The organism is Chryseobacterium sp. GQ58 (assembly GCF_059758895.1).
In genome coordinates, this window is the sequence record NZ_JCAXEH010000002.1 from 76,399 (window position 1) to 102,693 (window position 26,295).

20 protein-coding genes are annotated in these 26,295 nt (G+C 35.1%); 14 read left to right on the plus strand and 6 right to left on the minus strand.

The genetic code is table 11. The annotated features are described in order from the left end of the window. Positions 1-13 precede the first annotated feature (13 nt). From AC6CHK_RS04650 to AC6CHK_RS04660, 3 genes are all read left to right on the plus strand, one after another. A complete protein-coding gene (locus AC6CHK_RS04650) occupies positions 14-1,378 on the plus strand; it encodes an ATP-binding protein (protein WP_498094022.1) in 1,365 nt (454 codons plus the stop codon). Positions 1,379-1,566: 188 nt separating this feature from the next. Next, positions 1,567-2,679, plus strand: coding sequence for a peptide chain release factor 2 (gene prfB / locus AC6CHK_RS04655; RefSeq protein WP_498094024.1), 1,113 nt, complete (start codon positions 1,567-1,569; stop codon positions 2,677-2,679). 86 nt (positions 2,680-2,765) lie between these two features. Further along, positions 2,766-3,482 carry a DedA family protein gene (locus AC6CHK_RS04660; RefSeq protein WP_498094026.1) on the plus strand — a complete coding sequence of 239 codons (717 nt, stop codon included), beginning with the start codon at positions 2,766-2,768 and terminating at the stop codon, positions 3,480-3,482. A gap of 39 nt (positions 3,483-3,521) precedes the next feature. Here the strand turns inward: AC6CHK_RS04660 and AC6CHK_RS04665 are convergent, their stop codons facing one another. Further along, the gene (locus AC6CHK_RS04665) at positions 3,522-4,382 is read right to left on the minus strand and encodes an alpha/beta hydrolase (protein WP_498094028.1); all 861 of its coding nucleotides are present in this window, start codon (positions 4,380-4,382) and stop codon (positions 3,522-3,524) included. Between the two features lie 298 nt (positions 4,383-4,680). Here AC6CHK_RS04665 and AC6CHK_RS04670 point away from each other — a divergent pair, with 298 nt between their 5' ends. The 10 genes from AC6CHK_RS04670 (at position 4,681) to AC6CHK_RS04715 (ending at position 18,747) form a co-directional block, all read left to right on the plus strand. Further along, on the plus strand, positions 4,681-6,384 hold the full coding sequence (locus AC6CHK_RS04670; protein WP_498094030.1) for a tetratricopeptide repeat protein: 1,704 nt from the start codon (positions 4,681-4,683) through the stop codon (positions 6,382-6,384). 498 nt (positions 6,385-6,882) lie between these two features. Next, entirely contained in the window at positions 6,883-8,967 is a 2,085-nt protein-coding gene (locus AC6CHK_RS04675) for a fibronectin type III domain-containing protein (RefSeq protein ID WP_498094032.1), read from the plus strand. A gap of 22 nt (positions 8,968-8,989) precedes the next feature. Next, positions 8,990-9,871, plus strand: coding sequence for a T9SS type A sorting domain-containing protein (locus AC6CHK_RS04680; protein ID WP_498094034.1), 882 nt, complete (start codon positions 8,990-8,992; stop codon positions 9,869-9,871). A 30-nt stretch (positions 9,872-9,901) separates the two neighbouring features. After that, positions 9,902-10,786, plus strand: a complete 885-nt coding sequence (locus tag AC6CHK_RS04685; protein WP_498094036.1) for a T9SS type A sorting domain-containing protein — start codon at positions 9,902-9,904, stop codon at positions 10,784-10,786. A gap of 618 nt (positions 10,787-11,404) precedes the next feature. Then, entirely contained in the window at positions 11,405-12,292 is an 888-nt protein-coding gene (locus tag AC6CHK_RS04690) for a T9SS type A sorting domain-containing protein (RefSeq protein ID WP_498094037.1), read from the plus strand. A gap of 137 nt (positions 12,293-12,429) precedes the next feature. Then, entirely contained in the window at positions 12,430-13,296 is an 867-nt protein-coding gene (locus AC6CHK_RS04695) for a T9SS type A sorting domain-containing protein (protein WP_498094039.1), read from the plus strand. A gap of 115 nt (positions 13,297-13,411) precedes the next feature. Then, the gene (locus tag AC6CHK_RS04700; RefSeq protein ID WP_498094041.1) at positions 13,412-14,257 is read left to right on the plus strand and encodes a T9SS type A sorting domain-containing protein; all 846 of its coding nucleotides are present in this window, start codon (positions 13,412-13,414) and stop codon (positions 14,255-14,257) included. Positions 14,258-14,599: 342 nt separating this feature from the next. Continuing rightward, entirely contained in the window at positions 14,600-16,594 is a 1,995-nt protein-coding gene (locus tag AC6CHK_RS04705) for a T9SS type B sorting domain-containing protein (RefSeq protein ID WP_498094043.1), read from the plus strand. 201 nt (positions 16,595-16,795) lie between these two features. Continuing rightward, complete coding sequence (locus tag AC6CHK_RS04710) at positions 16,796-17,698, plus strand: DUF808 family protein (RefSeq protein ID WP_498094045.1); 903 nt, start codon at positions 16,796-16,798, stop codon at positions 17,696-17,698. A gap of 131 nt (positions 17,699-17,829) precedes the next feature. Beyond that, positions 17,830-18,747 (plus strand): acyltransferase family protein, encoded by a 918-nt coding sequence (locus tag AC6CHK_RS04715; RefSeq protein ID WP_498094047.1) that lies wholly within the window; start codon positions 17,830-17,832, stop codon positions 18,745-18,747. A gap of 89 nt (positions 18,748-18,836) precedes the next feature. Here the strand turns inward: AC6CHK_RS04715 and dnaJ are convergent, their stop codons facing one another. The 5 genes from dnaJ to proS all read right to left on the minus strand — a co-directional run bounded on the left by dnaJ (position 18,837) and on the right by proS (position 25,080). Continuing rightward, complete coding sequence (dnaJ, locus tag AC6CHK_RS04720; RefSeq protein WP_498094049.1) at positions 18,837-19,955, minus strand: molecular chaperone DnaJ; 1,119 nt, start codon at positions 19,953-19,955, stop codon at positions 18,837-18,839. A 105-nt stretch (positions 19,956-20,060) separates the two neighbouring features. Beyond that, a complete protein-coding gene (locus AC6CHK_RS04725; RefSeq protein WP_498094051.1) occupies positions 20,061-20,597 on the minus strand; it encodes a nucleotide exchange factor GrpE in 537 nt (178 codons plus the stop codon). 155 nt (positions 20,598-20,752) lie between these two features. Beyond that, positions 20,753-22,087, minus strand: a complete 1,335-nt coding sequence (locus AC6CHK_RS04730) for an Nramp family divalent metal transporter (protein WP_498094053.1) — start codon at positions 22,085-22,087, stop codon at positions 20,753-20,755. Positions 22,088-22,195: 108 nt separating this feature from the next. Next, positions 22,196-23,488 carry an OmpA family protein gene (locus AC6CHK_RS04735; RefSeq protein ID WP_498094055.1) on the minus strand — a complete coding sequence of 431 codons (1,293 nt, stop codon included), beginning with the start codon at positions 23,486-23,488 and terminating at the stop codon, positions 22,196-22,198. Between the two features lie 116 nt (positions 23,489-23,604). Beyond that, on the minus strand, positions 23,605-25,080 hold the full coding sequence (gene proS / locus AC6CHK_RS04740) for a proline--tRNA ligase (RefSeq protein ID WP_498094057.1): 1,476 nt from the start codon (positions 25,078-25,080) through the stop codon (positions 23,605-23,607). 145 nt (positions 25,081-25,225) lie between these two features. Here proS and AC6CHK_RS04745 point away from each other — a divergent pair, with 145 nt between their 5' ends. Then, positions 25,226-26,278, plus strand: a complete 1,053-nt coding sequence (locus AC6CHK_RS04745) for a prolyl-tRNA synthetase (protein ID WP_498094059.1) — start codon at positions 25,226-25,228, stop codon at positions 26,276-26,278. The last annotated feature ends 17 nt before the right edge of the window (positions 26,279-26,295 follow it).

The following is a 26,295-nucleotide window of genomic DNA, read 5'->3' on the forward strand; positions in this document are numbered from 1 at the left end:
TAAACAGATATTTATGAAGCTTATCGAACTTGCAAAAGAATTAAATGTATCGCCAGAAAGTATCAAACAGTTTATTCAGGATTTTGAGCTTGATCTTATCGACTGCATCAGTACCAATTTTGAAGTAAAAGAAGATTTTGAAAAGTTTGCAAAAGAGAATGCCGATTTTTTGAAACAATACGAAAAAGATCTTGACAAAAATAAAACGCTTGAGCAAATCGCCGAAACCATCAATCAGCCAAAAGATAAGGTAGAAAAAGCGATAAAAGAAAATAATCCCAATATTTTTGACAACGGTTTTTTCAAATCTTCTATTTCAAGCTACGGAATCGATCAGAAACTTGGTGGAAATTATCAGTTTGTTTATAATTATTTCGGACATACGACGAGCCTTCAGCATAGAGATTTTATAGGTTACCGCGATCTTTTTTTCCACATTTCGGATGTTTTGGAATCGTTTTTAAATCCGCAGCAGGTCAAAGATTGGGGAATTCACAAGCCGGCCGGAATTGTTTTGTACGGGCCTCCGGGAAGCGGTAAAATTTTCTGGGCCAATAAAATTGCTGAAATTATTAATTATAAATTTAAAGAAGTAAAAAAACATTATTTGGGAACTTCGTTTGTGGACGGAAATAAAACCAGCTTCAACGATTTTCTCGTAAAAATGATGAAAGATGAAAAAGTGCTTCTTTTTATGGATGATTTTGATGAAATTATGAGGGAAAGAAAAGCTGAAGTCGATGTTGCGTCATGCAATCTCGAAACTCAGGAAATTATTCTTCATTACATCAGCAAATTTGAAAAGGAAAATCTTTTAATGGTGGGATCCGCAAACTCGGTTTCGGAAATTGATGAAGAAATTCTGGCGCCGGGAAGATTTGATGTGATGATTCCTGTTTTCCCGCCCAATCTTTCAGAAAGAGCCGAAATTATTTTATATGCGATGACGAAAGGACTTGACGAAAGTTCGATGCTTTTTAAAATTCTTAAAAATAATAAAGCCGATAAAGTTCCTTTTTGGAGAGATGTTGCTTCAAAAATGAAGGCTTTCAGCAATACGATGATTATAGATTTTACGCAAAGTTTAAAAAAACGAATCAAAAATCTTTATCAGAAAACAAGAAACGAGAATCTTAAAATAAATCAAAGTATTTTGCATGGAGCTTTAAAGGAATCGGCTTCAAAGCTTACCGAAGAGTATCTGAATCAGGTTGCCCAGTTTCTCAATGATGCCGTAATCAATAATCTGGATGATTTTCAGCAGAGAATTCAAGCCTTAAAAACTGAGCTCGAATCTTATAAAGCCGTAGAAACGCCGCGAAGAGTGATCGGTTTTCACCATAATGGGGAAGATGAAGAATTAAAAGTTAAGAAATAAATTAGTTTCTGATTAAGAATAGTATTTTTTTCTAAAGTAAAAACTGCTATTTTGTCATTCCGACGAAGGGGGAATCTTCAATTAATTTTAGATTCTTTATCTGCGCTTTCGCTTCGTTTAGAATGACAACTGATTATAGTCTACAAATTCTCAACTATAAACCTTATTTTTGCAAAAAAGAAAAATTCGTGATCAACAACGATAATATAAAAGAAATTCAATCCAGAATTCAAGACCTCCACAAATATCTTCAGATAGACAAAAAGAAGATAGAAATCTCCAATGATGATGAAAAAACGGCAGCTCCGGAATTTTGGGATAATCCTAAAGCGGCTGAGGTTTTCCTGAAGCAGCTTCGATCGAAAAAAAAGTGGGTTGAAGATTATGAAGAAATCAACGCTCAGTTTGAAGACCTTCAGGTTTTAATGGAATTTGCGAAAGAAGATCCTGATTCTGAAAAAGAACTGGATGAAAGCTTTCCGCAATTGATGGAAAAAATTGAAAATTTAGAATTTAAAAATATGCTTTCCAATGAAGGCGATGAGCTTTCTGCGGTTCTTCAGATCACTGCCGGAGCGGGAGGCACCGAAAGTTGTGATTGGGCATCGATGCTGATGAGAATGTATACAATGTGGGCGGAAAAGCAAGGTTACAAAATCAAGGAACTCAACTTTCAGGAAGGCGAAGTTGCCGGAGTGAAAACCGTTACTTTAGAAATTGATGGAGAATATGCTTTTGGTTACCTGAAAGGAGAAAACGGCGTTCACAGATTGGTGAGGATTTCACCGTTTGATTCTAATGCAAAACGGCATACGAGCTTTGTTTCGGTTTATGTTTATCCTTTGGTGGATGATACCATTGAAATTAACATAAATCCTGCTGATATTTCATTTGAAACCATGCGAAGTTCGGGAGCCGGCGGACAAAATGTGAACAAAGTTGAAACTGCGGTTCGTCTTCGTCACGCACCCACAGGAATAATTATTGAAAACTCCGAATCGCGTTCTCAACTTCAAAATAAAGAAAAAGCGATGCAGCTTTTGAAATCCAGATTATACGAAATGGAACTCGAAGAAAGACTGAAAGCGCGTAACGAAATCGAAGCCAACAAAATGAAAATAGAATGGGGAAGCCAGATCAGAAATTACGTGATGCATCCTTACAAATTGGTAAAAGACGTTCGGTCGGGACATGAAACTTCGGATGTAGATGCTGTGATGAACGGAAATCTTACGCCTTTCCTTAAAGCGTTTTTGATGGCCGACGGAACGGCAGCTTCGGAAGACGATTTCGACCTTTAAAATATTACCGTGAATTTTTGTTAAAATATGCTAATATGCTTTCGTCTGAATTTTATTAAGCTTATTTTTGTTATTCATCATTACATATGGAAGATTTCAATAGCTGGAGAGATTTATTAAACCCTGAGTTTTATATCAAAATGGGTGGGTTTTGGCTTATTTTGTTCATTATTTTTGCCGAAACAGGTTTATTTATAGGTTTTTTCCTGCCGGGAGATTCTTTGCTTTTCGTTTCCGGGATTTATGCGGTAGATATCATCAGAGAAACGTTTGGTTCTACGGGAAGTGAATTTCTGGATACTACAATTCTAGCTACAGCCGTTGCTATTGCAGCGATTATCGGTAATGAAGTTGGGTATTATTTTGGTGTAAAAACCGGCCCTGCTTTGTACAAGAAGAAAGATACAATGCTTTTTAAGAAAAAATATCTGTATCAGGCTCATGATTTCTTTGATAAACATGGTGCTTTAGCGGTTATCATGGCGAGATTTTTACCTGTCGTAAGGACTTTCACGCCGATCATTGCGGGTATTGTAAAGATGGATAAAAAAGAATTCTTAAGAGACAATATTATCGGAGCAGTTCTTTGGTCTTTTACATTGATTTTTGCAGGACATTATCTTGATAAATTGTTTTTGGATCAGTTTGGTATTGATTTGAAGAAAAAACTGGAATATATCATTATTGTTATTGTATTGATAACTACGTTGCCGGTTATTCTTAAATTCATGTTTGGAGCACCAAAAGAAAATCCGACATTAGAAGATGAAACTTTAGATGATTTGATCGATAAAGAAAAATAATCAATAAAATATAGATATAATAACCTGCATTTGAGCGGGTTATTTTTTTATCCATTCCAAAATGTTGGGATAAATAATGCTGTCTCTTTTCTTTTTACTGAAAAATCTTGGCGCATGACCTGTATTTTCCATAAAAACCAATTTGTGAGGAATATTCTGAGCGGTAAGTGCTGAATCTAAAGCCAAACCCTGGCTTTTGTTAACCAAAAAATCTTGGTTTCCCTGAAATAGAAGCGTCGGAACATTGCTGATATTGGCAACAGGACTGGCTTTTTGATAATCTTCGGACAGACTTTTTCTGTCGAATTTACTTCCCACCATTTTCTGAACCGTTCCTGATGTATATTTTGAATAAAAAGAACTGAGGTATTCAGGCGAATAAAAATCCGTAGGTCCGCTCAACGAAATGATCTTTTTTATTTTGTCAGGATTTTGGTAGCCGTAAAGCAATGCCAAATGTCCGCCTGCGCTCTCGCCCAAAAGAATATAATTATTGGGCAAAAGTTCTGCTTTTTCAGAAAGCGCATTAAATTTTTCGATAACGGAATTAATGTCCTGAAGCTGATCTTTATAAGTAAGATGTTTAGAAACCAAGCGATAATTCATATTAATGCTTGGAATATTGTTTTCAAAAAGCATTTTCTGGATCTTTATCATATGTTCTTTTCGGCCATATTTCCAAGCTCCGCCGTGAATAATCAAAACTACAGGAGAATCTGTTGCATAATCTGAAGGCAGAAAAACATCCATTTTCTGTTTTTTATGTTCGCCATATTTTAAATTATAGATTTTCTGACTGTCTTTTCCCACCCAAACCCGAAATTTAGAATTACAAGAATTTAATACAAAACCCACGCATCCCAAAACAAAAAAATGATATCTGAAAACGAGCTTTTTCATAAATCCAAAGTTATGGAGAAAAAAGCTGATTTTTATAAAGCATTAATACATATTATTTTATAATTTATGAAATCATTAACAAAATAATCTTGTTTTCTCTAAAAAAAGGGTGTTAATTATCATTAATAAAATTTTCTAATTGTATTAAAAAGTATTAATTAAAATTATGTATTATTTTGAATATTAATAAGATAAATAAGTTTTTATGTTAAATTAATGCTGATGATGAATTGTGATTTATAATACTGAATTACTAAATTATTATTTGTAAAATTGCTGTCACAATACCAATTTCACAATGATAAGAGTATTATTTCTTCTTTTTTCTTGTAGTATTTTATTAAGCTCTTGCGGATCTAAAGATAAAGGAAACGAGTATTTTTATGCTATCGATAGAGAGCTTACAAAAAGTGTAAGAGAAAATCCGAAAGAGCTTAAGAGGCTTTTTGCGCGAGAAATCAAAAAATATAATAACACCAATAATGAAATTTATCTTTTAAGCAGCAAGCAAATCGAACTGGCACTTGTAAATAATGAAGAAAAAAGAATTGTAATGCTGTATAAGATGATGCAGCTGAACAATAATAAGTATGAATATATTTCTATCATTTGCAACAATAGCCTAGCCGGCTATTTCGAAAGAAGCTCACCTGCAATTGCTCTCAAATACATCAATCAAGCCTTGGCGATAAGTGAAAAGACAAAAAATAAATATTTTTTGCCGCACCTTTTGCATTTTAAAGGAAGAATATTTTATGATGACGAAAAATATCAAGATGCGATTCTTTATTTCAACAAAGCTTTGGATCTTCATACACAAAATAAAGAAGTGCTTTATATTGCCTCAATGCACAATAATTTGGGTATGTGCTACAGTAAGATGGAAAAAACAGATTTGGCCATTAATAAAACGATTACCGCAATAAATATACTGAAGCAAAAAAAAGAATTAAATGAATATGAGCGTTTCTTTTTAAATTATATGAAGAAAATACTTGCCGACTATTTTATTGAAAAGAAAGATTATAGCAATGCAGAGAAATTATTAACAGAAGTTTTAAACTTTTCACTCAATAGCAATATTCCTCCTATGGCTATTGAAAGTGTGAAAAGATTATCTAATATTTATAAAAATAATCCTTCGAAAGCCTCTAAAAGAAAAGAAGTCATCCAACTTTTGGGAGATATTGAACCAAAATTAAAAAGAATTATACCAAAAATCAGACTTAATGAAATTGCTTTGGAGTATTACAGCGATACAAATGACATTCAGAATTTAAAAATTACTTCAAAAAAAATTGTTGATTTGTATGATGCCTATAAAAAGATAGGTAAAAGTAAATCTGATCTTAAATCTGATATTATCGATAGTTTTATTGTAAAAAGCGTCGATCGGGAATATGAATTTCAAAAAAGAAAAAGTATATTACTTAGCGTTTTGATACTTCTTTTACTGTCAATTTTCTTACTTACCACAATATATTTGGTAAAACTGAAGAAAAAGAAGGAACAGATGATTCTAATTGAGAAAGAAATATCTACAAGCCAAAAATTGGTACTGGAGCAAGATCTACAGTTACAAAAAGAGAAAATAAGAAACCTCCATCTGAATCTGAATTTGAAAACAGAAACTGAAAGGGCATTTCTTGAAAATCTTAAAAAAATAAAGAAAACTAAAAATATCAATATCGAAGATGTTTTAAAAGATCTTCAATTCAAAATAAACAACTTGCTTTCGATTGACAAAAAAAATAATGATCTTATCAATCAAAGCTCAATGGAAAATCAAATGCTTATGGAAAGGCTGTCTTCAAGTTTTCCTACTTTGACAGATCAGGAATTAAAGCTTTGTGTTTATTTTAAACTCAATTTGTCTGCAAAAGAAATTTCATTGCTGGAAAACTTCACTGTAGGAAGCATCAGGGTCTACAAAACAAGAATAAAAGCTAAAATAGGGCTGAGCAAAGATGAAAATCTGAGTTTATTTTTAAACAACGCCTGATACTTACTTATTTCCTTAATTTTCTTCTTATAAAAGCTGTTCATAACTCTGAACAGTTTTTTTTTGGCTCTTCTGATTATTTACAGATTTTTTTATCTAGTTCTTTTTACACTTAAATTTTTTATAGATATAATATTAATAACATTGTAAAACAAGGCATTGTCGAATTGATAAAAATAATTTATTATTTAAAGTTATTAGAGTTTATATACTTTAATGGATATGATCAATAATTTAATTAGAGTTATATTTTATGTATCTTGTTTTCAGTTTGTTATGATTTTGCTGTTAATGTTTTTTTGTTGAAAAAAAGATTTTGTTAATGTTATTTAATGTTTTTTTTTATTTAAACATATTGATTTAAAAATATTTTTGTTTCCGGTTGATAGCTTAAATTTTATTACTTAAAATATTATAAATAAGAAACAACAATCTATGAAACGGAACTTTACTTTTTTAATATTCCTTTTATGTTTGACTACTATGGGATTTGTACCAATGTTTTACAGTCAAGCACCGGCAATATTACCATACGATCAGGATTTTACAACTAATGATTTTAGATTCGTTAACGGAAACCGAACCAATAAGTGGGTACATGGCAATGCTACAGGAAATACCGGAAGATCAATCTACATATCTAATAACAACGGAGCAAATAATAGTTACACCAGAACATCCACAAGTACTGTCCACGCTTATAAAGATTTTCTTATACCCGCAGGAAGTACTCTTGCTACTTTATCTTTTAACTGGAAATCAAACGGTGAAGCAAATAGTGATTATTTAAGAGTCTGGCTTGTTCCTGCTAATTTTAATCCTGCTGAAGGAACTCAGATTACGGCTGGCGCGGGAAGAATTCAGGTTGGAGGTGATTTTGGTCAACAAAATGCTTGGCAGAATTATTTTAATACTAATTTAAACGTAAACAATTTTGCAGGGAATACAATGCGTTTGGTATTCCAATGGAGAAATAATAATAATGCAGGCAATCAATCACCAGCAGCTATCGACAATATCAGTCTGGCTGTTTGTAGTAATGCTATTCCCATTGTCGCAATAGGAGCTATTACGCATAATTCTGCATCAGTTACCTGGCCTCAGGATAGAGGAGGGGCAAGATATTCTGTAAGATACAGACTTGCTGGAACTAATGCTGCATGGACTGTAGCAAATGTTTTGGCAGCTAATCCGGCAACAAATAACAATTTTAATTTAACAAATTTATTGCCCGCTTCTTTATATGAAGTAGAAGTTGGAGCAGTTTGTAATAATAATGTAATAGGTACTTATTCACATTCTGAGTTTACTACAAAATGTGATCCTGCTCCGACCAATTTCACAATCAATAATATCACTACAAATTCTGCATTGGTTACATGGTCTCCGCTTGCTTCTGCTTCACACGTTTTGAGATATAGAATCACGGGTACAGGTCCTGCGGGATGGAGCCCGAATATAAATTTACCTGCCGCACCTGCAAATACATATACAATTACTGGTCTTGATCCTGCTGTGACTTATGAAGTTCAGATTGCTAATATTTGTGATGGCGAAACCGATCTTAAACCATGGTCAAATACAAGTGTATTTACTACTGAAAGAACTTGTGAGATGTTCCCTACAGGGCTCACTATTACTCAGCTTGCTCCTACAACTGCAGAAGTTGTTTGGGATCCTTATCCTGCTGCAACCTATTTGTTGAGATATAGAAAAGCAGGCCTTCCAAGTTGGATCAATGTCCCACTTTCAATTAATACGTTTACAATAACAGGTTTAGCCGAGCTTACACAATATGAAATGCAAGTTGCAAATATTTGTAATGGCGTTACCGGTGATTTTACACCATTATATCTCTTCACCACGCCTACCGTGGTTTACTGCCAAATGGCTTCAGCCAATGCCAATGGAGAATTTATTTCCAAAGTAACCGTGAAACCAAATGGTAAACCTGAAATGGAGAATGATTCTCAAGCATCAATGTATACAGATTATACGGCTAACGAAGACACATTTATAGAATTAATACAAGGCTCAACAGGGAATGAAATTTCTATTGAAAAGTCGGCAAATAATAATGAAGGTGTTGCCGTTTGGATAGACTTCGACAGAAATGGCACTTTCGATATTAATGAAAGAATTCTTGCTTCGGCTCCGAATACCACAACTCCTGTTAATAAAAGATTCAATGTTCCGGCAGATGCATTTGTAAGTATGATTGACGCAAAATATGTTGTAATGAGAGTTGCAATGCAGAGAGATGGCATCCCTGTAAACTGCACCAATTTCGCAAATGGAGAAGTAGAAGATTACACCGTCAGAATTTCTAAAAAGCCTGTACCTAATAATCTTAATCAGGATGATATTTTAATTTATCCCAATCCGGTAAGCAGCACTCTGAATGTAAAAAATATTAGTGCAAAAGCTGATTGCAAAATTTACAATTCAGCAGCGCAGCTGATTTTAGAGGGTGTCATTTTAAACAATAAGATTGACGTAAGCAAGTTGCTAAACGGTGTTTATATAATCGAAATTGATGATAACGGGCAATCTATTCAGAAAAAATTTATCAAAGAGCAATAAATAATTTTTAAATATCAATATTATGAAACAAATTTTTACGACTTTAATGATCGCAGTATTTGCCGGAAACTCTTATTCACAGGTTATTTCGCAAAACCAAGTGCGTAATACTGTTCAAGGCGGAACGTCAATGGCATGTTTAATTTCTACAAATGATCCCTCGGTTACAAGAGCAAACACTTATATCAGAGCATTCAGATTGCAGGAATTTGGGATTACCTCCGATTTTACGATTACCAATATAGCTTTTGGTGTTGAGCGCGCAAGTGGCAATTTTCCTGTTTCTGTAAGGCTATCTAGGCTTAATGGGCCATTCCCCGGGGGACAGCTAACGCAACTTGATCTTGCAAATGTAAATGTTTCACCTGCAAATAACTTGGGGATGGTGAATACGGGAACAAATGTAGGTGGAACAATTCCGGCTGGTGGAGCTTTTGTTGTTGAAGTATCTCACAATGGTTTTGCTACTACACCTCGTCAAGCCTTTTTTATGGGAAGCCATGGAGGCGGGCAAAGTAGACCATCATATTTGGTTGCACCTTTTTGCGGGATTAACGCTCCTACTGAAACAGGAACCGGCCCTTTGGCTAATTTTCCGCAGGCAAGATGGGTAATGACAATCACGGGACAGTCAAACGTATTGGGAGTAACTGAAGTAATTAATTCACCAGATATTCAAATTTTTCCAAATCCTGTAAAAGATGTTTTGAAATTCAAGTTTAATAATAACTTAAAATCTGAAGCCATCGAAATTTTTGATATGACAGGCCGAACCATCACTTCAATTCAAAACAATAAAAATATAAACGAAGTAAACATGTCTGCTTATCCAAAAGGTAATTATATCCTGAAAGTGAAAGCTAATGACGGTAAACTGTATGTTGAAAAAATAATTAAAGAATAATTGAATATAAGTACAAACAAAAATTATTATATGAAACAATTTTTTACGATTTTAATGATAATAACATTACCTGGAAAATCATATTCACAAGTTATTACACAAAACCAAGTGCCTAATACTGTTGAAAATGGAAATTCAGTAGGATGTAGGGTAGGGAATTTTACAACAGAATCTTCGTATATCAGGTCATTTAGATTGCAGGATTTTGGTATTACTTCCGATTTTACCATTACCAATGTAGCTTTTGGTGTAGACAATGTAAATGGTAGTTTTCCTGTGACTGTAAATCTATATAATTTAATTGGTGCATTTCCAAACGCAACATTTCCGGGAGCATCACTTACGCTTCTCGGATCTGCAGATGTGGTGGTTTCACCTGCAAATAATTTAGGTATGGTAAATACAGGTACAAACTTATCAGTGGTGATTCCGGCTGGTGGTACTTTCATCACTGAAATCAATCATAATGGGGAAGATGACACACCTAGGCAGTTTTTTTCTATGGGAAATAATACAGCAGGACAAACAGACCCATCTTATATTGTTGCTCCGGTGTGTGGCCTTATTTCACCTACGGAAACCGGAACCGGTCCAATAGCTGGTGTTCCAAAGTCAATGTGGGTAATGACTATTACTGGCCAGGCTAGTGCTTTAGGAATAACCGAAGTAATTAATTCACCGGACATTCAAATTTTTCCAAATCCTGTAAAAGATGTTTTGAAATTCAGATTTAATAATAACTTAAAATCTGAAGCTATCGAAATTTTTGATATGACGGGTAGAACCATTACTTCAATTCAAAACAATAAAAATGTGAACGAAGTGAATATGTCAGCTTATCCAAAAGGTAATTATATCCTAAAGGTGAAAGCCAATGACGGTAAACTGTATGTTGAAAAAATAATTAAAGAATAATCTGAAACTCAAAATTTCGTCTATTTCTTATAAATAAGCTATGAAACAATTTTTTATTTTAATAGTGATCCTTTTTCAATTCAATCTGTATGCACAGACAAATAAGGTATTATTTATAGGAAATAGCATGACCTTTTACAATGATATGCCTATTTTATTCAAGAAATCGCCGAATCTAAAGGCAAGGCAGTTGATGTCACTTCATATACAGTTGGTGGCGCCGGCTTTGTATACCACATCAACGATCCGTCGGTTTATCAGGTAATAAGATCAAAAGTTTACGATTATGTAGTTCTACAACCGGGCACTTCGGAATCTGCGGGTGCATCATTTCCTGTCAATATTACTGCAGACAGAGGAAAATTAATAAGAGATTCACTTTTTCATCAGTCTATTTTTGGTGGCTTTCACAAAATACGGCAGAATATTATAGCAGACTTCCGGAAATACGGTTTTGAATAATTCTTCCCAATGGCTGTATTCTCCACAGTAAATAATCAGGAAAGATTGATTTTAGTGATTACCCAAAAGGAATATATGTAATCAGATTTCAAGTGGATAAAAATATACAGAACATAAAAATGATGAAACAATAATAATTAATCAAAAATTAAAAAAATGAAAAGTATTAAAAATATCAGCTCAGCTTTTAACGTGAAAAAAATATTGCTTGCAGCTATGGGAATCATTGCATTCCAGACGGCTTCTGCACAAATTTCTCTAGGAACGGGAACTACAATAAGTGCATATCCGGTACATACTGCATGGAACTATAGTTATTGCCAACAAATTTATTTTAAAAATGAAATTAATGCCAGTAATGCAGGCACTATTACCGGGATTGTATTTCATGGAAAGCCAAACGAATCTATTTCCAATTCAGGAACATGGAAAGTGTATCTAGGACATACCGATAAAACTAACTTCACTTCCAGAAGAGATTGGATTCCTGTAACTGCCATGACGGAAGTTTTTGACGGAACTGTGGTAAATAATAGTAATGGGGAGATTACCGTAACTTTTACAACTCCTTTTTTATACGATAATATTAATAACCTTGTAATTGCTGTTGATGAAAATTCACCAGGTGAAAATGGAACTTTTCCGCCTTTTTATGGATATGGAGGTGGAGCAAATAATACTGTTTTTCATTGGAGTAATACAAATATCAACCCAGTAAATTTTAATGATGGCACTAGTACAACGTCTACTAAATCTAGAATTACAATTTTGGGTCTAACACCTGCCAATTTAGCAGTTTCAGATACAGAACATCATAAAAATAACGTCAAAGTACATCCAAATCCTTTTAAAGATATTCTGAATATATCAGATGCATCCGAAATAAGTTCGGCCACAGTTTCCGACGCTTCAGGAAGATTGGTTAAAACCATTGAAAATCCGGATTCTGCACTTGATTTAAGCGAACTAAAATCAGGGGTGTATATGGTAACACTAGAAATGAAAGATGGTTCTAAACAGATTGTTAAAACAATTAAAAAATAACTTCAATTTTTTTTCATGGTTTCTTTTGTAAAGGCTTTCATAACTGATAAAAAAACACAATACCAAGATATAAGTTATTGGAAGCCTTTACTTTTAAACAATACTTTTTAAATAATATAAACCTTAAATACTTCTTTATGATCAAATTTTTACTATTACTTTCAGTGGCCTTCGGCCTTAATGTAAATGCACAGATCTCACTAGGTACAGGAACTGTACAAGGTTCGGTTCCCATATCTGTAGGTCACAAACATTCCTATTCGCAGCAAATCTTCACCAAAAATGAGATCAATGCAGCTAATGCGGGTGATATCACAGGACTTAAATTTTATCTTCCGACAAATGCTGTAATTTCAAACTCATCGAGTTGGACTGTATATATTGGTCACACCAATAAGTCTTTATATGGATCAGACTACACTTATATACCTGTTACAGATATGACTATGGTTTTCGATGGTGATGTGGTTAATGACAATGGTGAAGTTACGGTGGTTTTCTCAACTCCTTTTAATTATGATAATACAAGTAATATTGTAATAGCCGTAAACGAAACTAAATCAGGTTCTAATCCTTTTAGTGATAGATTTTATCAGTATTCAGGAATTACAAGTAGTACTATGTATGTCTATAGCACCGGTAGTACACCTTATAATGTTAACTCAACTGTAGTTCAAAATTCGTCTTTTTCGGTCTTTAGGAGCAATGCAAAATCCCGAATTACATTTTTGGGTTTAACGCCGGCTAATTTGTCGGTTTCAGATACGACATATTCTGAAAATAATGTAAAAGTATATCCTAATCCGGTAAAAGATATTTTAAATATTTCTGATGTATCTGAGGTAAAAAGTATGTCGGTTTCTGATGCAGCAGGTAGATTGGTAAGATCTGTGGCAAAGCCTGAATTAGAGCTTAATTTAAAAGAATTACAATCAGGAATGTATATTTTAACGTTGGAAATGAAAGACGGATCTTGGCAAAATATTAAAATAACTAAAAGATAATCTAATTTTTTTTGTGTGGTAAGGCTTCCTTTGCTTGTTCTTTTAATACAATATAATGATATAAGCTATCGGAAGCCTTTATTTTCAAACATCACTCTTCACCTAATAATTTATTATGAAAAAATTACTTTCAATACTTATGATAACCGTTGGGCTTTATGCCCACGCACAGATTTCTCTCGGAACAGGAACAACACTGGGCTTGATGCCGGTGGCAACGTATTGGGAATATACTTATTCACAACAGATTTTTTCTAAAAATGAAATTAATGCGGCTACAGCAGGCAACATTACAGGTATTAAATTTTATTTAAAACCAGATGATTCTATTTCCAATTCAGCGGCATGGAAAGTGTATATAGGCCACACTTCTAAAACAATATTTTCTTCAAATACAGATTGGATACCATTGGCTTCTATGACTCAAGTTTTTAACGGAGCGGCGGTAAACAATAACGGAGAAGTTACTATAAATTTTACTGCTCCTTTTTTATATAATAATACGGATAATCTTGTAATCGCTGTTGATGAAAACTCGTCTGGTACCAATAGTGACGTAGGATCATTTTACAAGTTTACGGGTGTAGCAAACAGTTCGATTTATATTGTAGCAACAGTAAATCCTAATCCTGCTTCGCCAACTACGGCGAACAATAGAACAGCGACCAAATCCAGAATTACCTTTTTGGGTTTGACGCCTGCTAATTTATCAGTTTCGGACACAGCAGGTGCAAAAGACAATATAAAAGTTTATCCTAATCCGGTGAAAGATATCATCAATATTTCTGATGTATCTGAAATAAAAAGCATTTCAGTTTCTGATTCTGCGGGAAGATTGATAAAGTATGTTGCCAATCCCGAATCCGATCTGGATTTGAAAGAACTACAATCCGGGTTATACATTTTAACATTAGCTATGAAAGACGGCACCAAGAAAACAGTGAAGATAAGTAAAAATTAGTTTTAGGTTTTATATGGTTTTTTTTTGTGAAGGCTTCCATAGCTTTTTTGAGAAAAGCACAAACAAAATGATGATACAGGCTATCGGAAGCCTTTACTTTTAATACAATTAATACTAATGATATTTAATATTCTATATGAAAAATATTGTATTCAGTTTCCTTTCAATAAATGTTGGTATTCGGACTTATTAACTGATAAGAAATCTGCTAAACTGCAATGATTTAGTACGAGTGCAAAGCTTTTAATTAAGATAATATAAAACTTTTACAAGTTTAAAAAGCTGATTATCAGCGATACGATTGGAATAAATCAATTAGCTTAAAAAATTAAATATTTTTATATGAAAATAAAACAATTCCTTTATAAAAGAAAATGTAGGTTTTTATTTTTTTTAGTCACTTTTTTTTGTTGTTCATCAATAAATGCTCAAGCTCCTGTTGCTGTTTGTAACGGAACATGGGGTCCCCCTATTTTGAATCAAAATTTTGGGCAAGGTAATGCAACAGATAACTGGTATGGCCCACTGGCTACCTACGCGCCCGGAGCTTCAACATCCACTACTTTTGTAGGGGCAGCCGGACCTCCCGCAGCTGGTGGTTTGAGTGATGGACGTTCAGGCTTGGTTAAAACCCCGTCTACTGCTGGCGGTTTCGGTTGGATAAACGTTCCGGATCATACGGGAAATGCAAACGGACTCATGATGCTCATCAATGCTCCTTCAACTGCTGCTACTGTTTTTTTTGAATATGTAATGGACAACCTTTGTCCCAACACTGCATTGCGTTTGTCTGTTTGGATTCTTAATGTAAATGGTCCCGGCACTTGTGGAGGAGGATATCAGCCTCCAAATGTTACACTTCGTGCCGTAGACACTGTTACGGGAAACGTTTTAGGGGAAACCATAACTGGAAATATAGCAATCGGTACTGGTTGGACTGAATATTTCATTATTTTCAACAATGCTGCGAGCTCATCTCTCAATCTACAAATTGTAAACAATTCTGTAGGCAATGGTTGTGGTAATGACCTTGCAATAGACGACATCACAATATCTCCCTGTATTCCTGCAACCATAGATCCGGTACCCAATGCTGATACTAATTTGTGTTTTGGGAATAATACTGTTTTGAACTTTACGGCAACTCTTACAGGAAGCTCGTATAATCCGGCTGAATACCAATGGCAGGAAAGCACAGATTTAGGAGTAACATGGGTAGATCGAGGAACACCGACAATTAATCCTGATTATATATTTAATTCAGCGGGCAAACCTCCGGGTGAATATTGGATTAGATTTTTGGTAGGGCCACAAGGCTCTTCATTGAATACGCGATGTAATGCTATAAGTGAAATAGGTGTCGTTAGAATATCACCTATTCCTATTGTAAATGATGCCATATTAAGAGGATGCTCTTTAGAATCTAACCCTTCAAAAGCTTTGTTTGATCTTACCCAAGCCGCAGTAACGGCGCAGCCTGGCATGATAAGACAATATTATCCATCATCTACAGATGCAGTAAATGGCACCAACGAAATCATGGCTCCGAATGCTTATCTAAGTCCAAACGGAACGATTTATATAAAAGTAAGCAATGCAGAAGGCTGCTTTTCGGTAGCTAAGGTTGATTTGATTGTACTTGCTCCTGTCTATTCGAATATTTTGAAAGATAAAGTTATTTGTATAGAAGACAGAACTACTTTGGATGCCGGTCCCGGATTTGACGAATACGAATGGAGTACGGGAGAAACAACACAAATCATTCAGGATGTATCAGCAGGAACGTATTGGGTAAGATTAAGAACCGGAGAATGTACTGTCACTCAGAATGTAAAGGTTTTTGCAGCAGATCAGCCTGTAATTACCAATATAGATATTTCAAACAATACGATTACAGTTAATGTCAACGGAGGAACGCCTTCTTATCAATATTCATTAGATAAAATAGTCTGGCAGGATTCCAATGTTTTCACCGGCCTGTCAAGGGGAGATCACAATGTTTATGTAAAAGATGCTTACGATTGTGAGCCTATCGAAGTTACGATCACTGTTCCCAATATCATTAATTCTATTACACCAAACGGAGATGGTATTAATGACGGAGTCGACTATTCTGCATTGGCTTATAAAAAGAATCTGGCTTTTACGGTCTATAACAGATATGGTAACAAAATATATGAAGCTGATAAATTCAGGAATTACAAATGGGACGGTACTTCTTCCGGTAGAAAAATGCCGACGGGGACTTACTGGTATGTGATTTCTTGGAATGAAAACGACAAAAACAATACCCATACCAAATATACCGGCTGGATAATGGTCAAAAATAGAGAATAACCAATCATTCATTTCTATATCGAAGGCCTGGAGAAATTCAGGTCTTCTTGTTTTGCTTAACAAAGTAACTGATATTTTAATATTAAAATAATTCAAGAATTTAAAAGAAATTTTTATTAATCACTCTTCAGATTATCTTTATAAAAAACAATTTTTAAAACCGAATTAAAATATTATTTTTACACTTTAAAATTAAAAAATATGGCTTCAGGTTTTTTTGCAATTTTGGATGATATCGCTGCTTTGATGGATGATGTTGCGGTCACAAGTAAAATTGCAACTCAGAAAACAGCAGGTATTCTGGGCGACGATCTCGCTGTAAACGCTGAGAAAGCAACCGGTTTCCTCTCCAGCAGGGAAGTTCCTGTATTGATGAAAATTATGAAAGGCTCATTCATCAATAAGTTGATCATTGTTCCTGTAGTTTTTCTTCTAGAATGGCTCTATTCTCCGGCAATTAAAATTATTTTAATACTGGGCGGATTTTATCTTGCCTACGAAGGAGTAGAAAAAATTATAGAATTTTTATTCCACAGAGAAAAAAAAGGTCACGAGGTCATCGAAGAGTCGAAAGAAATCCTGGAAGATGGTGAGGAAATGGAGAAGGTAAAGGTAAAATCTGCAATTACAACAGATTTTATTTTATCTCTTGAAATTGTTATTATTGCTTTGGCCGCAGCAAAGGATGGATATGAAGCATTAAAATCACAGTTTGATCCTTTATTAGTTGAGATTGCTACAGTTTCAATGGTATCAATTATTGCCACTGTGGGCGTTTACGGAATTGTAGCCCTGATTGTCAGAATGGATGATGCCGGTTTTAAATTGATAAAAAGAAGTAACGATAAAGGTTTTGTAGCAAAATTGGGACATATGCTTGTAAAAGCACTTCCTCTTGTAATCAAGGGCTTGGCTGTAATTGGAACAATTGCATTGATTTTAGTTTCCGGAGGCATATTTTCTCACAATATTGATTACTTCCATCATTTGGTTCCGTCGTGGCCTTCTATTATTAAAGAATTTGCATTGGGGCTTATTGCTGGTTTGGTTGCTGTAGCTCTTTTTACCGGCGCAAAAAAAGCTTTATCATTGGTTAAAAAGTAACAATCAATTTATTGATAAAGAACTCCTGCCTCAAGTTTTGTAGCAGGATTTTTTAATATCAATTTTCATTTACTTTTTTAAAAAAAGAAAGCCTCAAGTGACTATAAAAGGTGTCTTCATTTTTATAAATTATGGGTAGAAACTTATCGATTGATATTCTGAAAATCATACTCGCATTTTTTGTCGTGTTTCTTCATATGAATTTCCTAAAAGAAACTTTTCCGCTTGCGAGTTTTTTGCTTGTAAACGGACTTTTTAGAATTGCTGTGCCAGTTTTTTTAGTCATCACCGGATTTTATTTCTTCCATATCGATACAACAAAGAAGCTTAAGAAATGGCTTTTCAGAACGTTTCTGCTTTATGCAATCTGGATGCTTATTTACATTTCTCATTGGAAGGATGCCGAAAACATCTGGCTGACGATTGTTTTTGGATATCATCATTTATGGTATTTGATAGGAACTTTTTTTTCGGGATTGATTCTCTATTTTCTTAGGAACCGAAACTCACGAATACTGATTACTTTGGCGATTTTTTTATTCTTTCCCGGTTATATCATTCAGGTTTTAGGAAATTTACATTATTTAAATGCTGAATCAAATTCATTTTTGAATGATTATCTGCTTTACCGAAATTTTCTTTTTGTATGTTTTCCGTTTTTAACGATTGGCTTTTTGATTAACAAACATCAAGTTGATATTTCAACATACAAACACTCGTATTTGCTGGTTATTTTATCGGTTTTATGTGTTATTGCCGAAGCTTTTTTCAATTATAAATATATCAGTGCAGAAAGTACAGATATTTTGTTTTCACTGTTTTTCGCGAGTCCAATCCTGTTTTTGTACTGTCAGAAAATTTATATCAAAACCACTTCGAAACTGCTTGCAAGTTTGTCTACAGCAATTTATGTAGTGCATCCGCTGATTATGAAATCTGATTTTTATAAAGAAATTCAGTCATATAAAGTTTTAATATTTTTGATGATTTTAATTCCCGTAAGTATTGTTTTGATATATCTAAATAAGAAACTGAAATATCTGCTTTAACTTTAATCAGGATCGCTCACGGTTTTTGAATTTCCCCCTTTTTGATATACTTTAAATAGAAAGAGAGACTTTAAAGCCTCTCTATATTTTTAATTGAATAAATCTTTCACTTTATCAAAAAAAGTCTTTTCTTTTCCGGAAGGTTCTGCAACCATTTCGCCGCTTAACATTTGCTTTTCGAAGAAATCTTTCTGATCTTTTGTAAGCTTTTGAGGCGTCCAAACATTGATGTGAATAAACATATCACCTTTTCCGTAGCTGTCGATACTTGGTAAACCTTTTCCGGCTAATCTTAAAATCTTTCCGGATTGAGTTCCCGGATCAATCGTTATTTTTACTTTTCCGCCAACGGTAGGAATTTCTTTTTTCGTTCCTAAAGCTGCTTCAGCAAACGAAATGTACAATTCCTGATGAAGATTGTCGCCTTCTCTTTTGATCGTATTGTCAACTTCTTCTTCAACAATGACCAAAAGGTCTCCCGGAATTCCGCCAAATGGAGCGTCATTACCTTTTCCTCTTACATTCAGCTGAATACCGTCTCTTGCTCCCGCGGGAATGTTGATCGTGATTTCTTCTTCATCTTTTATTAAACCTTGCGCATTGGCTCCTGCAGGTATTTTATCAGCAACTTTTCCGATTCCCTGGCAAGTTCCGCAAGTGGTTTGAGTCTGCATTTGTCCGAACATTGTGTTCATCACCTTCATCTGAACTCCGGCTCCGTTACACGTCGGACAAGTTTTTGAAGTGGCACCTTCCGCCATCTTCATTTTTTTTACTTTAAGAGTTTTTTGGGTTCCGTTAACCATTTCGTCAAGATTCAGCTTGATTCTGATTCGTAAATTTGAACCTTTCACCTGCTGACGACCTCCGCCGCCGCCGCCGAATCCTCCAAAACCACCTCCGAAAATATCGCCGAACTGACTGAAAATGTCTTCCATATTCATTCCGCCGCCGAAACCACCACCGCCGAAGCCTCCGTTTCCGCCAACTCCTGCATGACCAAACTGGTCATATCTTGCACGTTTTTGGTCGTCACTTAAAACTTCATAAGCTTCCGCTGCTTCTTTAAATTTATCTTCAGCCTCTTTATCGCCCGGGTTTTTGTCCGGGTGAAATTTGATAGCCATTTTTCGGTATGCTTTCTTTATTTCGTCGGCACTTGCAGATTTGCTTACCTCAAGAACCTCGTAATAATCTCTTTTTGACATAATTATTTATATGTGAATTTCTTCGAGTGAATTTCTTCTAAAGTGAATAGGTGAATTTTTTAAATTAACTTTTCACAGCGAAGCCATTCACCATTGAAACTTTTATTAATTTCCTGTTACAACTTTTGCAAAACGGATCACTTTGTCACCTAAAGTATATCCTGTTTCGATAACGTCTACAATTTTTCCTTTAAGGTCTTCCGATGGAGCAGGAATTTGGGTAATAGCCTCATGGAAATCTACATTAAAGCTGTCGCCGGCTTTTACTTCCATTACTTTTAATCCCTTTTCCGTTAATTTACTTTTGAATTTCTGATAAATCAGCTCAACACCCTGAAGGTCTGTAGGATTACCATTTTTAGCAATTTCTTTTAAAGCTCTTTCAAAATCATCCAAAACTCCCAACATAGAAACCATCATATCCTGATTGGCGTAAGTGAAGAATTCCATCTTCTCTTTTGAAGTTCTTTTTTTATAATTTTCAAACTCAGCATACAATCTGATATAACGGTCTTTTTCTTCTGCCAAAAGTTCTTCTGCAGTAGGAGTTTCTGTCACATTTTCTTGAGATGTTTCCTCAGTTTGGTTGTTTACTTCTTCTTGCTTATTGATATTTTCTTCGTTGATATCCTGATTTTCCATATTTCAATAACTTTTTACAAAGGTTGTTTGTCAAAGATTTTGCCAAAGAAAAAATCAGGACATTTAGGCAGATGGAGTTATGTTAATTGTCAATAGTCAATCGTCAATTTAAAAGTAGCTGAATTCACAATTCACCATTGACAATTCACTTTAAATTACTCTCCGAAAAATGTCTGAAATAAAAGATAAAGGTTTAAAATAATAATCACGAAGGAAATTAGCCAGACACAAATTTTTAAAAATGGTTTATTCACAAATTCGCCCATTTTGGCTTTGTCACTGGTAAACATTACCAAAGGAACCACCGCAAAGCTCAGCTGCATTGATAAAATAACCTGACTCAAAACCAATAAATCCGTCGTTCCTTGTTCGCCATAAATAATCGTGACAATAAGTGCGGGAATTACTGCAATCAATCGTGTTATCAATCTTCTCAACCAAGGTTTAAGCCTGATATTTAAAAAGCCTTCCATTACGATTTGTCCGGCAAGCGTTCCCGTTAAAGTGGAATTTTGTCCGGATGCCAACAAGGCAATGGCAAAAGCAATACTCGCCATAGAAGCTCCCAATATCGGCGTCAGCATTTGATAAGCATCATGAATATCGGCTACATGATTATTTCCTGTCGTATGAAAAGTCGCTGCAGCCAAAATCAAAATTGCAGCATTTATGAAAAATGCCAATAATAATGAAACGGTGCTGTCTAAAGTAGCAAATTTTATTGCTTCTTTCTTTCCTTCTCTGTCACGCGTATAATCTCTGGTTTGTACGATACTGCTGTGAAGATAAAGATTGTGAGGCATGACGGTTGCCCCCAAAATACCTATTCCAATATACAGCATTGCAGGATTGGTAATAATTTCTTTTTGCGGAATTAAACCTCCTAAAATGGCGTTGATTTCGGGTTTGGAAATAATAATTTCATATCCGAAACATACAAGAATGATAAATATTAAACCACCAACAATGCTTTCTATCCATCGAAAACCTTTTGCCTGAAGCATTAAAATAATTAGAACATCAATTGTAGTAATGACAATTCCCCATGTTAAAGGAATTCCGAAAAGTAAGTTTAAAGCTATTGCCGAACCGATTACTTCCGCCAGATCGCAGGCGGCAATGGCAATTTCACAAAAAACCCAAAGTATGAAATTGGTAGTTGGCTTGAAATGATCTCTACACGCCTGAGCCAAATCTCTTTCCGCCACAACGCCTAATTTTACAGACAAATGCTGAAGAATCATTGCGAAAATATTTGAAATCAAAATTACAGAAAGTAGAGTGTAGCCAAACTGTGCACCTCCGGCGATATCTGTTGCCCAGTTTCCGGGATCCATATATCCAACAGCAACCATTAATCCGGGTCCTGCAAACGCCAGATATTTTCGCCAAAAGCTTGATCTTTTGGGAATAGGAATTGATGAAAATACTTCAGGTAATGAGTCCGAAGTTTTTTCTTTTCGCCATGCGGGTTTTACTTTAAAGTTCATAAATGTTAGAAAAGGCTAACAAATTTAATTAAATAAATGAAATTAAAAAACAATTAACAAAAAAAATCCCGAAAAAGATTTCCGGGATTGTATTATATGTTTAAAAGATTATTTTGCAAATCTTACAGACATTTTTCTGTCAACAGCTCTTTCTGCATTTGAAGCATTGGTATCAACAGTAGCAAACTCGCTTCCGTAACCTTCTGCAGCAATAACTTGCGAACCTACGCCACGTTGTGTCAACCAATCTTTAAAGAAGTTGGCTCTTTCTGTAGAAAGTTTTACGTTGGCAGCTTCGTCTCCTACTTTATCTGTATGACCACCTATTTTAATTTTAGTATCAGGATAAGCTTTAAGAATTTCAACCAAATTGGCCAACTGAGCTTCAGAACCAGGCAATAATTCGGTAGAGCTTCCCATTTTGAAGTTTACGTGGTCAAAATCATACCATGTATCTTTTAAGGCATCGTCATTTGCAGCATTTTTGTAGCCATCAGATTTTAAGAAAGCAATCATTCTGTCTTCCATGCCTCCTTTATAGCCTTTCAGCTTCTTACCGTTGAGGTCAATATCTTCATCAACTCTTGTATTGGCTGTATTCATTGTATCCATTGGCATTGTTGCTGTATCATTTGCGATTGCGGTTGAGTCGCCTACCATGGTTGTGGTTGTAGTTTCTTTCTTCTTACATTGATCCCAAAGGAAATATCCTGCTGCAAGAAGTAATAAAAGTGGTAAAAGCCATTTCCAGATAGATCCGCCGCTGTTATTGTCATTTCTGTCCGGAAAAGTTCCGCCATCTGCTGTGCTTCTTGTTACTTCAATTTTCGGCTCTTCCTGTGTTATAGGTTTTATGGCATCATTGTCATTGTCAAACTTATATCCTTTTGCCCAGTCTCCAACATTTAAAGATGCTAAAGAAAGACCTGCAGGTAACAATGTTGAAACAATTCCTTTTTGGTCATTCAGCAAGCTTGAAATTCCTGATTGGTCTAAATTATTATCTGCTGCATATTTTCCGATCGACCCAACAGTTGCTCCCGTTACTAAATTAAGTAAAGAAGAGGAAGAATTATTGCTGATTCCCGCATACGATGCAATTGAATTAACAAGACCGCTCAACTTATCACCAAATATGGATGATAGCAAACCCGAAACCAACGAATTATTGGAATCTAAATTGTGCAGATTTCCCAAAATCCCTTGTGAAGAGGCATTAGAAATAGAATCTAAAACAACGGGATTGTCAGAATTGTTTGCCAAACCTCCTACAACGGCAGGTAATAAACCTCCAATTGCTTTGGAAATACCGGATTCACTTTCGCCAAGCTGCGATGCAGACTGAGTTACTAATGCAGGACCAAGTTGCCCTTTAATTAGATCAATGATGTTTAATGACATAATAAATTATTTTGAAATTAATGTGATCTAAATTTAAACAAAAAATAGTCCAAATGGCATTTTTTTTAATAATTTATTTGTTTTTAGGCAAAATACCTCATAAATCGTTAAAATAATTAGTAAGCTTTAGCAAATAAAACACGTCTTTCTGATGGCTTTCCGGAGATCATGGAAACACCTTCTTCAATATCATTATCCATAGGAATACATCTTATTGTCGCTTTAGTTTCGTCTTTGATCTGCTCCTCTTCTTCGGCAGTTCCGTCCCAATGAGCATATATAAAGCCGCCTTTTTCTTCCAACACTTTTTTAAATTCTTCATAAGAATCTACTTTTGTGATATTATCTTTTCTAAAGCTGAAAGCCTTTGTATACATGTCTTTTTGGATGGTTTTCAATAAGTCTTCAATATAAGAATCCAATCCTTCAAGCGGGCGGGTTTCTTTTGTCAGATTATCTCTTCTGGCGATTTCAACAGATTTATTTTCAAGATCTTTTGGGCCGATTGCCATTCTTAAAGGAACACCTTTCAATTCATATTCTGCAAATTTCCATCCCGGTTTGTTGTGTGTATCATCATCAAACTTTACAGAAATGCCTTTCATTTTCAGTTTATTCTGAATTTCTAAAGCTACTTCACGGATTTGATCCAATTGCTCTTCACCTTTAAAAATAGGAACAATTACAACCTGAATCGGCGCTAAAGTCGGAGGCAAAATCAATCCTAAGTCATCAGAATGTGTCATGATCAATGCACCCATCAAACGTGTTGAAGTACCCCACGAAGTTGCCCAAGCATGCTCAATTTTTCCTTCTTTGTTTGTGAATTTTACATCAAAGGCTTTTGCGAAATTCTGACCCAAAAAGTGAGAAGTACCGGCTTGTAAAGCTTTTCCGTCCTGCATTAATGCTTCAATACAATAGGTTTCATCTGCTCCTGCAAATCTTTCTGAAGGAGTTTTTAAACCTTGAATTACAGGCATTGCCATAAAATTTTCAGCAAAATCTGCATATACATTGTTCATTTTTTCGGCTTCTTCCACAGCTTCATCTTTTGTAGCATGAGCGGTGTGACCTTCCTGCCACAAAAATTCTGAAGTTCTTAAAAATAAACGGGTTCTCATTTCCCAGCGAACAACATTTGCCCATTGGTTGATAAGAATCGGCAAATCTCTGTAGGACTGAATCCAGCTTTTGTAAGTATTCCAGATGATCGCTTCCGATGTTGGACGAACGATTAATTCCTCTTCTAATTTTGCTTCGGGATCAACGATTAATTTTCCTGGATTATCCGGATCATTTTTTAAACGGTAATGGGTGACAACGGCACATTCTTTGGCAAAACCTTCTGCATTTTTTTCCTCGGCCTCAAATAAACTTTTGGGAACAAAAAGCGGGAAATATGCATTAACGTGACCTGTTTCCTTAAATCTTTTATCCATTTCATCACGCATCTTTTCCCAGATTGCATATCCATACGGTTTTATCACCATAGATCCACGCACTCCCGAGTTCTCAGCCAAATCAGCTTTTACAACCAACTCATTATACCATTTGCTGTAATCTTCGCTTCTTGAGGTTAATTTTGCCATTATTCTTTTTTATTTTTTTAACTTTTGTCTATTATTGTAATCTAAAAATAAAACTCTATTTTTGATAGACTTTTTACCATAATATTTTGGTATATTTTTGGTACAGACTGCAAATATAATTTAAATTAAAAATTTTTACATTATCATGAAAAAAAATATACATAAAAATTTACTTGGTATTCTAAAATCTAAAGGGATTTTAGCAATATCAAGTGGCTTGATATTAATGTCTTGCGGTGCCCAAGTTGGCGGTTACAGCGAGACAGACGGGGTATATTATGATCCCAATAAAGATACTCTTCCGGAAGGAGTTATCATCAATGGTGATCAAGGAAACAGAGTAGGAGATTATTATGATTATTATCCGGAAACAAGTATAGTAGAAAATGCTCAAATCAATTCTCAGGAGCAGGAGAACAAATATAATGAATGGAGCAATGCCGATTACAATGGTAATGCAACAGACTCTGACTGGGGTAATTTTGCTGGAAGCGAAACCAACATTTACGACAATTCGTGGGGTTGGGGTTCACCTTGGGGCTGGTATGGCGGCTATAGCCCGTATTGGGGTATGGGAGCCGGCTGGGGAATGGGTATGTCATTCGGCTGGGGAAATTCTTGGGGCTGGGGCGGATTTAATCCGTACTGGAACATGGGATGGGGCTACGGCTGGAACTCTCCATATTGGGGCGCATACAATCCTTATTGGGGTTATGGAAACCCTTATTGGGGATACGGTGGCGTAGGATATTGGGGTGGTAACTATTACCGACCAGCTTACAGAAGAAGTGGTGCCAATGGAAGAGGATTTACCAATAATACTCAGGGAATTAATAAATACAACGGAAATAATAGTTCAGGATTTAGAAACAGAAATGGCTCAACGCTGAGAAATAACGGAACAGGTTTTAGAAGTACAAACGGTAATGGAGGTTTCAGACAAGGAACTACCAATGGAAGATACAGAAACCAAGGATTCAGAAATCCTAATTCTCAGACTAGACCAAACTACAATTATAATCAGCAGCAGTCTCAACCTAGATACCGAAACGAAGGCACAAGATCAAATGACAGCGGTTACAGATCTGGAGGATTCAATAATTCCGGCAGCAGCGGAGGCGGCTTCAGAAGCGGTTCTTCTGGCGGAGGCGGAATGAGATCCGGCGGAGGCGGCGGTTTCAGATCTGGTGGTAGATAATTTTCAAACTCAATAAC

Bases quoted from the DNA above. Each gene is read 5' to 3' on its own strand.
- AC6CHK_RS04650 (WP_498094022.1), top strand. From the start codon at position 14: ATGAAGCTTATCGAACTTGCAAAAGAATTAAATGTATCGCCAGAAAGT.
- AC6CHK_RS04660 (WP_498094026.1), top strand. From the start codon at position 2,766: ATGGAAGATTTCAATAGCTGGAGAGATTTATTAAACCCTGAGTTTTAT.
- AC6CHK_RS04665 (WP_498094028.1), bottom strand. From the start codon at position 4,382: ATGAAAAAGCTCGTTTTCAGATATCATTTTTTTGTTTTGGGATGCGTG.
- AC6CHK_RS04670 (WP_498094030.1), top strand. From the start codon at position 4,681: ATGATAAGAGTATTATTTCTTCTTTTTTCTTGTAGTATTTTATTAAGC.
- AC6CHK_RS04675 (WP_498094032.1), top strand. From the start codon at position 6,883: ATGTTTTACAGTCAAGCACCGGCAATATTACCATACGATCAGGATTTT.
- AC6CHK_RS04680 (WP_498094034.1), top strand. From the start codon at position 8,990: ATGAAACAAATTTTTACGACTTTAATGATCGCAGTATTTGCCGGAAAC.
- AC6CHK_RS04685 (WP_498094036.1), top strand. From the start codon at position 9,902: ATGAAACAATTTTTTACGATTTTAATGATAATAACATTACCTGGAAAA.
- AC6CHK_RS04690 (WP_498094037.1), top strand. From the start codon at position 11,405: ATGAAAAGTATTAAAAATATCAGCTCAGCTTTTAACGTGAAAAAAATA.
- AC6CHK_RS04695 (WP_498094039.1), top strand. From the start codon at position 12,430: ATGATCAAATTTTTACTATTACTTTCAGTGGCCTTCGGCCTTAATGTA.
- AC6CHK_RS04700 (WP_498094041.1), top strand. From the start codon at position 13,412: ATGAAAAAATTACTTTCAATACTTATGATAACCGTTGGGCTTTATGCC.
- AC6CHK_RS04705 (WP_498094043.1), top strand. From the start codon at position 14,600: ATGAAAATAAAACAATTCCTTTATAAAAGAAAATGTAGGTTTTTATTT.
- AC6CHK_RS04710 (WP_498094045.1), top strand. From the start codon at position 16,796: ATGGCTTCAGGTTTTTTTGCAATTTTGGATGATATCGCTGCTTTGATG.
- AC6CHK_RS04715 (WP_498094047.1), top strand. From the start codon at position 17,830: ATGGGTAGAAACTTATCGATTGATATTCTGAAAATCATACTCGCATTT.
- dnaJ (WP_498094049.1), bottom strand. From the start codon at position 19,955: ATGTCAAAAAGAGATTATTACGAGGTTCTTGAGGTAAGCAAATCTGCA.
- AC6CHK_RS04725 (WP_498094051.1), bottom strand. From the start codon at position 20,597: ATGGAAAATCAGGATATCAACGAAGAAAATATCAATAAGCAAGAAGAA.
- AC6CHK_RS04730 (WP_498094053.1), bottom strand. From the start codon at position 22,087: ATGAACTTTAAAGTAAAACCCGCATGGCGAAAAGAAAAAACTTCGGAC.
- AC6CHK_RS04735 (WP_498094055.1), bottom strand. From the start codon at position 23,488: ATGTCATTAAACATCATTGATCTAATTAAAGGGCAACTTGGTCCTGCA.
- proS (WP_498094057.1), bottom strand. From the start codon at position 25,080: ATGGCAAAATTAACCTCAAGAAGCGAAGATTACAGCAAATGGTATAAT.
- AC6CHK_RS04745 (WP_498094059.1), top strand. From the start codon at position 25,226: ATGAAAAAAAATATACATAAAAATTTACTTGGTATTCTAAAATCTAAA.